General features: G+C 32.0%; 12 protein-coding genes and 1 tRNA gene. 4 read left to right on the plus strand and 9 right to left on the minus strand.

Going from position 1 to position 13,295, the window contains the following annotated elements; translation table 11 throughout:
* The first annotated feature begins 5 nt into the window (after positions 1-5).
* The gene (locus EDB96_RS05155) at positions 6-2,174 is read left to right on the plus strand and encodes a peptidase domain-containing ABC transporter (RefSeq protein WP_134139522.1); all 2,169 of its coding nucleotides are present in this window, start codon (positions 6-8) and stop codon (positions 2,172-2,174) included.
* A 206-nt stretch (positions 2,175-2,380) separates the two neighbouring features.
* On the opposite strand, the gene EDB96_RS05160 is transcribed toward EDB96_RS05155, so the two are convergent.
* The 4 genes from EDB96_RS05160 to EDB96_RS05175 form a co-directional block, all read right to left on the minus strand.
* A tRNA-Met gene (locus EDB96_RS05160) sits at positions 2,381-2,453 on the minus strand.
* 91 nt (positions 2,454-2,544) lie between these two features.
* Entirely contained in the window at positions 2,545-3,069 is a 525-nt protein-coding gene (locus EDB96_RS05165) for a DUF4269 domain-containing protein (protein WP_134139523.1), read from the minus strand.
* Positions 3,062-4,594: a glycosyltransferase family 39 protein gene (locus EDB96_RS05170; protein ID WP_134139524.1), complete on the minus strand. Its 1,533-nt coding sequence runs from the start codon at positions 4,592-4,594 to the stop codon at positions 3,062-3,064. Before EDB96_RS05170 ends, EDB96_RS05165 begins: the two co-directional genes overlap by 8 nt.
* A 202-nt stretch (positions 4,595-4,796) precedes the next feature.
* Positions 4,797-5,345 carry a DUF4494 domain-containing protein gene (locus tag EDB96_RS05175; protein ID WP_057117119.1) on the minus strand — a complete coding sequence of 183 codons (549 nt, stop codon included), beginning with the start codon at positions 5,343-5,345 and terminating at the stop codon, positions 4,797-4,799.
* 406 nt (positions 5,346-5,751) lie between these two features.
* On the opposite strand from EDB96_RS05175, the gene EDB96_RS05180 reads away from it, so the two are divergent.
* On the plus strand, positions 5,752-5,997 hold the full coding sequence (locus EDB96_RS05180; protein ID WP_134139525.1) for a hypothetical protein: 246 nt from the start codon (positions 5,752-5,754) through the stop codon (positions 5,995-5,997).
* Positions 5,998-6,024: 27 nt separating this feature from the next.
* Here the strand turns inward: EDB96_RS05180 and EDB96_RS05185 are convergent, their stop codons facing one another.
* Both EDB96_RS05185 and EDB96_RS05190 read right to left on the minus strand, forming a co-directional pair.
* Positions 6,025-6,963 carry a hypothetical protein gene (locus tag EDB96_RS05185; protein ID WP_134139526.1) on the minus strand — a complete coding sequence of 313 codons (939 nt, stop codon included), beginning with the start codon at positions 6,961-6,963 and terminating at the stop codon, positions 6,025-6,027.
* A gap of 88 nt (positions 6,964-7,051) precedes the next feature.
* A complete protein-coding gene (locus tag EDB96_RS05190) occupies positions 7,052-7,591 on the minus strand; it encodes a helix-turn-helix domain-containing protein (RefSeq protein ID WP_134139527.1) in 540 nt (179 codons plus the stop codon).
* Between the two features lie 205 nt (positions 7,592-7,796).
* Between EDB96_RS05190 and EDB96_RS05195 the strand changes: the two genes are divergently transcribed.
* Entirely contained in the window at positions 7,797-9,263 is a 1,467-nt protein-coding gene (locus tag EDB96_RS05195) for a glycoside hydrolase family 130 protein (RefSeq protein WP_057117116.1), read from the plus strand.
* Positions 9,264-9,269: 6 nt separating this feature from the next.
* Here EDB96_RS05195 and EDB96_RS05200 read toward each other — a convergent pair whose 3' ends face one another.
* Positions 9,270-10,052, minus strand: a complete 783-nt coding sequence (locus tag EDB96_RS05200; RefSeq protein ID WP_134139529.1) for a TIGR03915 family putative DNA repair protein — start codon at positions 10,050-10,052, stop codon at positions 9,270-9,272.
* 5 nt (positions 10,053-10,057) lie between these two features.
* Complete coding sequence (locus tag EDB96_RS05205) at positions 10,058-11,317, minus strand: putative DNA modification/repair radical SAM protein (protein ID WP_134139530.1); 1,260 nt, start codon at positions 11,315-11,317, stop codon at positions 10,058-10,060.
* 288 nt (positions 11,318-11,605) lie between these two features.
* Here EDB96_RS05205 and EDB96_RS05210 point away from each other — a divergent pair, with 288 nt between their 5' ends.
* On the plus strand, positions 11,606-11,851 hold the full coding sequence (locus tag EDB96_RS05210; RefSeq protein WP_057117114.1) for a hypothetical protein: 246 nt from the start codon (positions 11,606-11,608) through the stop codon (positions 11,849-11,851).
* A 72-nt stretch (positions 11,852-11,923) separates the two neighbouring features.
* Here EDB96_RS05210 and EDB96_RS05215 read toward each other — a convergent pair whose 3' ends face one another.
* Positions 11,924-13,018, minus strand: coding sequence for an exopolyphosphatase (locus EDB96_RS05215; RefSeq protein WP_134139531.1), 1,095 nt, complete (start codon positions 13,016-13,018; stop codon positions 11,924-11,926).
* Positions 13,019-13,295 lie beyond the last annotated feature (277 nt).

Consider the following 13,295-nt stretch of genomic DNA (forward strand, 5'->3'; position numbering starts at 1 on the left):
CTATAATGGCATCTATCAAAATAAAACAACATGATATTAAAGATTGTGGCGCTGCTTGTCTTGTATCTATTGGAAATCATTACAAGGTTAATCTCCCAATAGCACGAATTCGCCAATATGCACATACAGATAAACGAGGCACCAATGTTCTTGGCATTATTGAAGCAGCTGAGAAAATGGGTTTTACAGCCAAAGGAGTAAAGGGAGGAATAGATTCTTTAGATAAAATACCAATGCCTGCAATTGCGCATGTTTTTATAAAGCAACAGCTGCAACATTATGTGGTAATTTACAGGGTTGAAAAATCTAAAGTTGAAAATCAGTCCAAAATTACGGTGATGGATCCAGGTGTAGGGAAAATGGAAGTGTACACTTTTGAAGAGTTTCAGAAGATCTGGTCAGGTGTTTTAATACTTTTTGCACAAAACGATAGCTTTAGAACGTACGATGAAAAAACATCACCGTTGACTCGATTTTGGCACCTGATCCAGCCTCACAAAACTATTTTAATTCAGGCATTGTTTGGCGCAATAATATTTACCGTTTTAGGATTGGCAATGTCTATTTATATCCAGAAGATTACAGATTATATTTTGGTAGAAGGCAATCGCAAACTTCTTAATTTGCTAAGCGTTTGTATGCTTGGTGTAATTTTGCTGCAAGGATTTGTTGGTTCTCAAAAAAGTATTTTTGTTTTGAAAACGGGACAGCTAATAGATGCTAAGTTAATTTTAGGTTATTATAAACATTTATTGCATTTGCCTCAGCGCTTTTTTGACACAATGCAAATAGGGGAAATTACATCAAGAATTAATGATGCAGTCAAAATCAGATCGTTTATTAATGAAGTAGCAATTGATATGATTGTAAATGTTTTTATTGTCATTTTTTCATTCGCCTTGATGTTTACCTATCATTGGAAATTAGCTTTAATTATTTTAGGGGTAGTACCTTTTTATGGTTTAATTTATTTCATTCTCAATAGGTTCAATAGGAAAGTTGAACGAAGCATAATGGAGAATGCAGCCGAGCTTCAGACTCAATTGGTTGAAAGCGTCACGCATATAAGAACAGTTAAAGAATTTGGAATAGAAGAATTTTCAAATCTAAAAACCGAAAATAAATTTGTCAAACTTTTGTTTACAGCTTATAAATCAGGATTAAATAGTATTTTTTCAGGCACTTCTACACAATTTTTGGCTTCTTTATTTACAGTAATTCTTATGTGGGTAGGATCAGGTTATGTAATTGATGGTGCTATTACGCCAGGCGAATTATTCTCTTTTTATGCTTTGGTAGGCTATTTTACTTCTCCCGTCGCGTCTTTAATAGGGATGAATAAAACAGCGCAAAATGCTCTTATTGCAGCTGACAGGCTTTTTGAAATCATGGATTTGGAGCGTGAAAAGACAGAGAATAAAATTGAAATGCAAAGAGAAAATATCGGAGATATAAAATTTGAAAATGTTAGTTTTAGATATGGTTCAAGAATGGAAGTTTTTAAAGGGTTTAACGCTGTATTTAGAAAAAATGAAACAACAGCAATAGTAGGGGAAAGCGGCAGTGGAAAAACAACATTGATTTCATTATTGCAAAATTTATATTCAATAAATGAAGGGAAAATATATCTTGGGGATTATGATACTCAATTTATACATTATAAAAGTTTGAGACAGCTTATTGGAGTTATTCCGCAGCAGCTGAATTTATTCTCGGGAAATATTATAGAAAATATTGCATTAGGGGATTCTTTTCCTAACATTCAAAGAATATTGGATTTGTCAAAGCAATTGGGAATTATTGAATTTGTTGAGAAGTTGCCTAATGGTTTTGAAACCCAAATTGGTGAAAACGGAGCAATGCTATCTGGAGGGCAGAAGCAAAGAATCGCGATTGCAAGAGCTTTGTATAAAGATCCTGAAATATTATTAATGGATGAAGCCACTTCAGCCTTAGATACAAGTTCTGAAATGATTGTTAGAGAAACTATAAGCAACTTTAAAAAACAAGGTAAGACTATCATTATTATAGCTCACCGTTTAAGTACAATTTCAAATGCTGACAAAATTATGGTAATGCAGAATGGTGAAATTGTAGAATCAGGCAGTCATCATGTTTTACTTGAGAAAAAAGAAAAATACTTCGACTTGTGGAAAAAACAGAGTTTAGTTTAAAGTTTGTAGTTCTCCCGCTCCCTCAAAGTGTTCAGTTGAAAACCTGCGAAATCCTGAAAGTTTCAGCGGACTGACTTTGCGTACTTTTTTTGTGTTTCTTAGAGCTTTATACTTCTTTCTTACTCGTTAATCTAACATATATAAAAATATCAGCTAAAGTTAGAAAACAAAAAAAAGCTCCAGATTTCTCTGAAGCTTTGTCTTAGTAGCGGGAACAGGACTCGAACCTGTGACCTTCGGGTTATGAGCCCGACGAGCTGCCTACTGCTCTATCCCGCGATGTTTCGGGTGCAAAGATACACACTAAATACGGTTATGCAAATAATTTTTGTACTTTATTTAGTATAATTTTTCAAAATTAGGGTGTTTGTTAGATTTTAAAATCTAATAATTCCTCGTAAACATTTCCTGTTAAGCCAAGTAGCAAGACAAATGCAGGTTCGGTTTTTATTCCTTTTTCTTTTAGTTTAATGATTTCTAATCGGAAGTTTTCGCCTTTGGAACGAAGAATTTGGTCTTCAATAACCATATGTCTGTATCCATTTTGAAGTTCTGTTGGAGTATTTTGCCCAAAAATTTCGATTTCAAAAGCGTCAATGAAGAAATTCGCAATAACAGATTCTTGATCGTTAATGAGATTTTCTCGAATCGCAAAATTGCTTTCATTTTGGAACAAATTTTTAATTTTCTTCATAAATTCAGATTTGTTTTTCCAATAACAGATAATATCTAAATCACTATTTTCAATATCAATATTCATAGGAATTGTGCCCACTAAAATAGGGTCAAAGTCAGCAAGATTTTCTAAAACTTTATGTTGCTTTAAAATATGAAATGCAGCTTGCTGTTTTGGGTTTCCTGTTTTTAAATAAGATATGTCCTTGAAATCAATCATTTATGATATCGCTTTTTTCTTCGTTGATTTCTTGCTCTAATCTCTTATTGATATTGATTTTTGCATTCGTGAAAACAAAAATCGTAGTGCCGTATTCTCTTGCATATCGATTTGTTATTTGACCACCAATTGCAGCCGTTTCAAAATACGGACTCGTTTCTTTAAGTTCTTCATTGTTTTCGTCATAATCCTTTACACGAATAAGGTTTTTGTACTGAATGTCAAGATCAAACCAATTCAGATAATCAGCGTTGAAGGAAACGGCTTTAATTCCTTTTTTAGAATAAAAATTAATCGCTCCAGCTTGTCCGTAATTATCGCAAAGCACAATAGTTTCTTTTTTGTTGGGCACTAAATCGTAAATCGAATCTGTTTTTCTGGCCAATTCTTTCCAGCCCAGCATATCAGCAAAATCCTGAGGCAGATGATGGTCTTTTCCGTCTTCCCAGCGAAGCATTCCCAGTTTTTTGTACTTTTCTGGATGCTCCACTATATATTCTGGACTTTTGTTTGGAAAAGCAATATTATACATTGGAATAAAAAGTAATAACGGAATAAGAATAAAAACAGGTTTTAAAAAACGTTTCCATCCATTATTTAAAATTTCAGATAAAAAAACAGCACCAAAAGCAATATAAATTGGATATAAACCAATTGCATAATAAGCTTTTGCTTTGAAGTAGATAAAAATTAGAAGAGTAAAAATAAAAGCTCCAAAAAAGAGTTGGTATTTCTTAAAAGGTTTGTAAACCAATAATGCATAAAGTGCACCAAAAATGACAAACAAAGAGCCGATAAAAAATAGAATTTGTTCTTTCAAAAATCCGATACGATCAACATTTATCAATTGTGTTTCTGCCAATTCTTTCATGTGATGTACAATCGGAAAATGATTATTGTATTGCCAAAGGAGATTAGGCATAATTAAAATTAAACCTAAAATCAAACTAAAATAAAGTTCTTTTTGCGCTACTATTTTTCGCTGATTTGATAGTAAAATGGCAGGAATTAATCCGAGTAAGAGAAATAAAATATTGTATTTGTTTAGAAAACCAAAAGCAAACACAACTGCTGCAAGATAAAGCCATTTTGGTTTTTCGGAAGTTATGTATTGTATTAAAATATAATAAAATGCAGTCCAGCATAAAATGTCTAAGGAGTTTGGCTGATAAAGCGTATTGATGCGTAATAAACAAGAAAGCAAAATTCCGAGTGCTCCGAGAATTAATGCATAAAGATTTCCTTTTAAAAGTTCTATAGTTTTCCAGACAACAAGAAGTGTTAACGCACCAAATAGAGCAGGGAAGAACTTGATCCAAAAAAACGAATTCCCTAGAAGGAAAATAATATACGAAAACCATGAAGTTACCGGCGGAACCGATAAATATCCCCAAGCCAAATGATGTGCTTGATCCAAATGCAGATATTCGTCGCGCTGCAAATCATATTCGGGACTAATTAAAACATACTGCAAAACAAATTTTAGAATAATAAACCCAATTAAAATCAGTGTTTTTTTAGTCATGAAGTTTTTGGTTTTTAGTTGTAAGTGGTTTTCTGTCAGTACAAACGTAAAGCGAATATAATATTTATTTTGATTGTTATAAAAGGTTTGGGTTTCGTTGTTTTAGAAATAAAAAAAAGCTCCAGATTTCTCTGAAGCTATTTTATAAAGATTAATTTCTTTTTGTGGAATTTGGAATTTCTTTTTTGAAAATTTAAAAAAATTATTCCTCTCCTGCTGTTTCAAATTCCATGTGATCTACAATTTCGGCTTCTGCTTTTTCAGGTTTAGAAGCTTTTAAGGTATTGAATCTTTCCAGCATTTCTGTTTCGCCTTCTTCACCACTGAAATAAGGGAAAACATCCATAATTGGTGTTTCTGAAATAGACGGAATAGAATATTCGCCCATTGTATTTTTCATTATATGAAGTGTGTTGTCAAAAGCCTCGCGAACATCATTTGCCTGAACCAGCATATACATGCTTGTTTTTCTTTCCTTACCGCTTTCTTCATCATAAGCAATTAAAGTGATTTTAGATTTAAACCATCTGTCCGCATTTTCAAAAGGATGAATTTCGGCATAGTTTGCCACTTTGATCGCTGTGATTTTAAATTCTTCACTAGTATAGGCGGCCATTTCTTCAGTCATTCTTTTTTCAGCTTCTGTATAAGACAAAGCATCAACCAAATAGGGCTCGGTTAAAACTTTTTGTCCTCCTGTTTCATCTGTTTTTCTATATTTTACTTTGCATTCGTACCAAACTGCGCTCATTTCTTTTTAAATTTTTAAGGATGTCAAAGATAAATTTTACATGAAAATAAATAGTTAAAACTTGAAATAGATATTCACAATTTTGGATGGTTTTTTATAATGTTTTGATGTTCTGATTGTTGTGTTTTTGCTTGGAAAAATACTTTGTAATCACATTCATTCTTTTGGATTTTAGAATTGCAAAAATATTTTTTGATTCTAAATTATTGTAAGCCAATAAATTATTTGCCTTTAATTTTAAATTGATAAAAAAACTAGGTCATTCTCAAACCAAATGGTCAATTTGAACGTAAGTGTGAGAAGATAATGGCTAGGAGTGAGGTAAATTCGAATGGTATTAGTTTTTGGGGCATATTGAGTTTTGCCACATTTCTAGCTGTTATTTTTTAATAATTTAAGGAATACAATGACAGGAAAATTAAACGTTCAAAGATTAAACGAAACACTAAAATATCTCGAAAGTAAACATCGTGAATTAAAAAAAGCAAATCAAAACGATACTCGAAGTCTTGATTCGGTGATAAAATATATGAAAAAAGATATGATAGAACAATATAATTTATCAGATCATCATTCAACGATCAAACAAGAAATTAAAGATACCGAAGCTTTTATCGAGAACGTCAAAGAAATTATCGAAATCAATTCTTAAAATTATTTTATTGGATAAATTTTATTTTTATTCCAGCTTAAATTTTTCGTTTTTGCAATCTAAAATTAAAGTATGATTAAGGAAAAGCTTATTTCCAATCATTCCCTGCATGCCTGATTGTTTCATTAAAAAGTTTTGTAGTTTTGATGTACCTTCAATATAAGTAACTTCTGAAAGTGGTAAGGGCACATTTCCAAATTGTATTTTCTTATTGGCAGAAGCAGAGAACACAGCCAAAGTATTGCCCCAAGAATTTCCTTTTTCAGTTTTTATTGCGCTTGTTTTGGACTTGTACTTTTCCCAAGCTTCTTTTGTGGTAATCAATTCGTAACCGCTTGTTCCAGAATCATACAATAATTTTAAATTTTCATTGTCGACCATAGCAGGAATCAAGATTTTACGTTTTTTAAATTCAAAATCTATAAAATTATTTTCGTGTATTTTTTCGATAAAAGAACATTTGTTATGCTTAAAATCTAAGACACTTATTCTTTTTTCTAATAAATCTGTTCCAATTGTTCCAATTATATTTTCGGCATTTGCATTGTCAAAGTCAATTTTACTGCCATAATTTAAAACTTCAAAATCAGAAGAAATAACATTCATATTTCCGATTTTAAAACCTGTTGAGATTTTATTTTTTTCATTATCGATTTTAATTCGATTAGGAAATTTTTCGGAAATTGATTCTAAAGAATTTTTGTAGAAAACAGTAATTGGCGAACCTGAATCTAACTGCATGTAAAATGTCTTATCAATTCCATTTAATTTAATCGGCAGAAGCAGAGCAGCATGTGAGTTTTCATTTGTAGAAATCCATCTTGTCGGAATATTTTCTGCTGTTCCAGAAACATTCAGGTAGTTTTCTGGTGGTGTAAATTTCTTTTGAAAGTAAAGATATCCTCCCAATAATGACAAAACAATAATTGTTACACTAATAATTGCAATTTTCTTAAATAATTTCATGGTTTGTTTTTTCTGCAACATTCGGATTTAGTTTCCGATTTTGGTGAAAAAACTAGGCGACATTTTTACGTCAGTTTTATGACTTTAACTATAAGAAGTTGTGTTTTAGTTTAATAGCTAATCTTTGTTTTTGGTTTAAACTAATTCCGTTTAATATAACAACAACTAATTTTAAGGAGAGAATTACAATTAACGGAACCAGAAAAAGAGGAAATTCTATAGAAAATGCTTTTTGAATGAACGGACTCAAGATCATTAAAAACGAAAGTATAAGACTCAGAAAGATTTGAATGGAGATGATTTGTTTTCCAAGTTCTCTGTTTTTAAAGTCTTTGGTTTTGTAAGTTAAAATTAAAGGGAAAATAATACTTCCGAATGGTATAATAAATCCGCTTAAAGCAGAAAGATTAATTAATTTGGCCCTTTCAATTTCGCTATTTTCTTTTGTAGCAATTAGATTTTCGGGTTCAGTTTCTAAAGACTGCGCAATTGTTTTTAAAGTAAATCCTTTAAGAATATTTCCTGCTTCAATTCTCTGAATAGTTCGCAATGAAAGTCCAGATTTTTCGGCAAGTTCATTTTGAGTCATGTTTTTTTCCTCTCTCAAAATTTTGACTTTATTCTTCATTCTTATAAATTGCTTTTGGAAGTTTGCTGACGAAAATAGAAAAAAGTTTTGATCACCGGCGATTTAATTCCTTATTTTCCTTTAACATTTTTAACGACGCATAACAGAAATAGAAAAGTTTAATAAAAATTTAATCGTTTTTCTTTAACAAAATTATTAACTTGTTATGTATTAAGAAAGATTTACTTTAACCAAAAATAAACTTATGCGAGTATCAGTAGTCCGAAAAAATATAAAATTTACACCAGATTCGAGAAGAGTTGTCGCCCGATATTTTATGAACGGGTACGAACGAACCCAACAGATGGTACTTCGGATAATGATGTTGGACGAAAAACAAGTTTTACAAACTTTAGAACAAACACTGCGAGAATTTGCGAGACGTCATAGAAACATCTCTGCAGTTTTCTTTAGACATTGCGAACGAATAAGACCTATTATTGAAGAAATGAAAATTGATTATGAGGCAATGTCTCTAGATAGAAAAATGCTTATTGGATCATATTGCACAATGGAATATGCAATTGAATCTGCTGCAATTTTCAATCCTTCAATTGTAGAAGATTTTGACCAAACAGGTTTGGAAGCAGGTGAAAAACGTGTCGTAATTTCTTTTCGTGCAACTGGTGAAGGTCATATTTCGTCTATTGTTTTTAGGAGAGGAATCTTAGACAGAGACAATAATCTCCATATTATGAAAATTGGAAACCATATTGATAAAGCCGAAATCGAACATAAGACTTTATTTAATAAGGAAAGATTTTTAACGAAATTGACAGAAATGCATACGACGGATAAATATATTACCCAGATTATGCAGGACCTCCCAGATGAATTTGAATTTGCGATTCTCAAAAATATGCTAAACACAGCTTTGAGTGATCCTATAATTCGTGAAGAGCGAAAAACAGCATTACAGGAAATATTGTGGCTGGCGAATTCGTTTTACGACATACAATTCAAGCACGATTCTGATATTACAGAACGAGTAATTTTTCCAATTTCTGATTCTGAAAGCCGAGGAATAGAAGATGCTCGTTTTGTACGTTTTGTAGACGATGATGATTCTGTTCGTGTAATGGCAACTTATACCGCTTATAACGGACATACAATATTGCCGAAACTTATTTCGACCGAAGATTTTTACAGTTTTAGAGTCATGCCTCTTCATGGTGTTGGCGCTCAGAATAAAAATCTAGCTTTGTTTCCGAGAAAAATTAAAGGTAAATATGCCATGCTTGCCAGAATAGACGGTGTAAATAATTATATCATGTATTCTGATCGTGCAACACAATGGAATACGCCAATTCTTTTGCAGGAACCTCGTTATACGTGGGAATTGACTCAGATTGGAAATTGCGGTTCGCCGTTGTGGACAGAAGAAGGCTGGCTTGTAATTACGCATGGCGTAGGTACAATGAGACGTTATTGTATTGGAGCTTCATTGTTTGATCTCGACGATCCTTCTAAAGAAATAGGAAGACTTACAGAACCATTGCTTTCTCCATTAGAAGATGAGCGCGAGGGATATGTGCCAAATGTGGTATATTCCTGCGGTGCCATTATTCATAACGATAGTTTAATACTACCTTATGCAGTATCAGATTATTGTTCTACTTATGGTGTAGTTAATTTGGCCGAATTGCTGGATGCGCTTAAGAATAGTAAATAAGAGTGTTTAACGCTTATTTTTAAGATCTGGAATTTTCTCTATCAAATTCTTCCAATATCTCTTTGGCATATGTTTGATATGAAGTTTCGTGTTCTTTCTCGATTCAATGTTAACGCTTGTGAAATAATTGCGCCATAAATTTTGAAAAAATTCTTCATCCTCATCGGCTATTTCAGCTAAAAATTGGGATGAAGAAATTTTCGAATCAAACGTTAATTCGACAGTTGAAACATTTTCCAGGTCATAATAAATGCCATATTTCCGTTTTGCATCATAAATCAGCCAGCGCTGGTCTGCGTAACGGTTTTTAAAATGATTTTCTATAATCGGCAAAACATTGCAGTCGGGTTCGACAATTGCATAATACAATTCATCTTTAGTTAGTTTAAAACGAACAAAAGCTTTCATTCTATGACTTTCTTTGCCGGTTAAATGTGTTGCTTTTCTAACATTTAAAACATCATTATTGCTAAAATCTTGTTCGATGTTTTGTGAACTTGAAAATACATATTGTACAAATCGAAATAAGGTTTCGTCAATCTGATTCAATTCTGATAAAAAAGCATAATAAAGGTTCGTAAAACCACTGGCAGAAAGTTTTTTTTGTAGACCATTTAAAACTCGATTGGCTTTATTGTTATCTGTCGTTACAAAATGAGTATTTGAAAAAAGTAAAACATTTGAAACTTCTTTTTTAGCAAAAATTACATCTTCGAGCTTATATTCATAAACTTCAAAAACAGCTGTAAGCCAGCCTTCATAACTTCCGTCATAAATTACGTGTGTCATTATAATTAAAATAAAGCCAGCTGGTTAGAAAAATTATTTTGGTATTTACTGTTTTGTAAATTTAAAATCTGATTTTTTATTTGAACAGAAGTCAAATCTTTCTGCAGGTAAAAAGGAGATGCAAATGCTAGAAAAAATTTAGAGCGATTATAAGCAATTCCTAATTTTTTTAAATCTTGCGGCTGGAGTTTTTTAAACTGTCGGGCGGCAACAATTTTCTTAGCACTCAAAAATCCTATTCCTGGAATACGCTGAATTAATTCTAAATCTGCGGTATTAATATCAACAGGAAATTGATCTAAATTTCGTAAAGCCCAGCCCAATTTCGGATCGATTTCGAGATCAAGATTTGGCTGATCGAAACCAACAATTTCATTTACATTAAATCCGTAATAGCGAATTAACCAATCGGCTTGATACAAACGATTTTCCCGAATCATAGGTACTGGTGTGCCAATTGCAGGAAGCCGATTGTCATAACTTATGGGTACATATCCAGAATAGTAAACGCGGCGCATATTCATTTTTTCGTAGAAATAATTGGCCATGCCTAAAATTTCGAGATCATTTTCTTTTGTGGCGCCAATAACCATTTGCGTACTTTGTCCTGCAGGCGCAAAAAGCGGTGCTTTGTAGTTTAATTTTTTCTCTTCTTTGTAGCCGACAATTTCATTTTTAAGATATTCCATCGGTTTAATTACATCGATGTGATTTTTATCTGGCGCAAGCAGTTTCAAACTTTGTTCAGTCGGCATTTCTACATTTACGCTTAAACGATCGGCATAAAGTCCAGCCTCTTTTAGTAATTCGTCACTGGCGCCTGGAATAGCTTTTAGATGAATATATCCGTTAAAATTTTCTTCCAGTCGTAATTTTTTCGCTATTCTAACCAGACGTTCCATTGTATAATCGGGATTATCAAAAATACCCGAACTCAGGAATAATCCTTCGATATAATTTCTTCTATAAAAACCAATTGTAAGATCGACAACTTCTTGAACCGTAAAGGCAGCTCGTTTTATATCATTACTTTTTCGGCTGACACAATAAGCACAATCAAAAATGCAATGGTTGGTCAATAAAATTTTAAGCAGAGCCACACAGCGGCCGTCTTCGGTAAATGCATGGCAGATTCCATTTGCAGAAGCGTCTCCTAATCCTTTGTTTTTATTCTTGCGATTGCTCTGACCTGAAGAACAAGAAACATCATATTTGGCTGCATCTGCTAAGATCGCCAATTTCTCCATCACTCTTTCATGTACCATTTTGATCTTGTTTATTTGTTGTTTGAAATGAAATTTATCACCTTCAAAACTACTCATTTGACTCAAAAATGACTCGAAAATAGCTGTTCTAAATTGTATCAATTTTTGAGCAGATAAGTAAATATCTATTCTGAAAAATTAACATTCATAATCCGAAAACAGGTATAAATACGTAGCTGCAGTTTTTTCAATGTCTTTATATTGCGCAACAGTATAAAAATTAATCAAACCCCCTTAATGATTGATTTTTACTAGTATTAGCGAATAATAAACCGAATAGCTAAAACGATGAAATTTATACAAGGACAAGATGTAACCTACACTGCATTGAGTGGAATATCTTATAAGGGAACAGTGATCGAAAGAAAAATGGATTTTAAAAAAGGACTTATAATAAGATCTGCTTCAAAAGAAAGAGATTTTCATTATTTGATTGAAATTCAAAAAAATGGTACAACAGAAAAGATTCTTTGTGCCGAAAACAATCTCCAACTTTTAGAGAAGAAAAAACGCAGGGTAAAAAAAGCTGCTTGATTTGTTGGTTAAGGAATCGAATAAAAAAAGCTCCAGATTTCTCTGAAGCTTTTGTATAAGTGAAGATACTTTTTAGAAATTAGTATTTACCTTTTTAGAACGATCTGCAATGTAAGAGATCAGCCAAGTTACTTGTCCTTCTTTTACAAAGTATATTTTCTTTGCCGCTAAATTTGGAATACTTTCTAGACAAGTCACTAGAATATTATTTGCAGAAATAAGGTATTTTTGATCGTAAGTGCTTAAAACTCTCGCAGCTTCTTTATTCGTTTTTGCCAAGTTTGTAAACTTGCTAAAGTTGTTTTTTAGAATGGCATCGTAATCAATAACGTCTTGCAGACTTAATGTAACATAATGTTCCTTAACGTTTTCGTTATAATATAATGTCGAAAATGCCCATACAGCTCCGCCAGATAAATATAATTTATCCTTTTTTTCTAAAGGAGGATTTGCATCAAACATTTCTTTTGTCTTCTTACGTAGAATTGGGTTAAAGTCAAAAGATTTTTCTTGATAAGTCGACATATCATTTACTTGACTTTTATTTACAACCGTTTTTTCTACAGCATCAGTAAGTGTCATTGTACCAAAATCTAATGCTAAAGGAATAAACTCTAGTTTGTTGTCTTTAAGCTCATCAATGTAACCGCCTTTAGTAGTTTGAGCTCCAATGTCAAGAAGGAAAGCATTTGCATAATCAACAGGAGGAATAGCACCTTTAACTAAAGTTTTTGCTTCTTCGTTTGCATCCAGCACTTCTAATTCTTTATTGTTAAGAGAAAAGATTTTGTTTTTTAAAACATCAATATTTCGTGCAGATTGAAAAACTGGAGCAGCAACAATAAAAATGTTTTCTTCATGAATTTTATACTCGGCTCTTATTTTCTTTAATTGATCAACAACGATAACACTAGTTTTAGTGATGTCATCTTGAGTAAGTTCGCCAGAAGCAGCAATATGATCGGCAAAAGGAATTCTTTCTGTCCAGAAAGAAAGGATTTTATAATCGGCTTTTTTAATGTTACTTACATCGAGAACAGAAACTTTTATAGCCCTGCGGCCGATTTCAATTCCTGCATAAATGCTTTTTTGAGAAAATGAATTAAGCGTAAAAAATAAATTTAAAAGAATAAAAAATAGAACTTGGGGTTTGTTTTTTTTAAGCATTGTATTGTAATTGTGATTATATGATTTGTTTTCGAATAAAGACTTTAAAGTGATTTTGGTGGTATTTGTGTGAAAGTCATAATTTTCTATTGAAAAAAACAGCTTTCATTACAGGATAGCAAATTTATAAAAACATTTACTAATTTAAAGTCAGTTAGTAAGAAAACATATTATTTAATTATTTAAGTTTTATTACTATGCTTGGAAGTTTGTGGTTTTATATTAAAATGAGATATTTTAGACGTTAAGCAAGATTATATATCACAATAGAAATCAA

Source organism: Flavobacterium sp. S87F.05.LMB.W.Kidney.N (assembly GCF_004366435.1).
In the GTDB taxonomy this organism is placed as follows: Bacteria; Bacteroidota; Bacteroidia; order Flavobacteriales; family Flavobacteriaceae; genus Flavobacterium.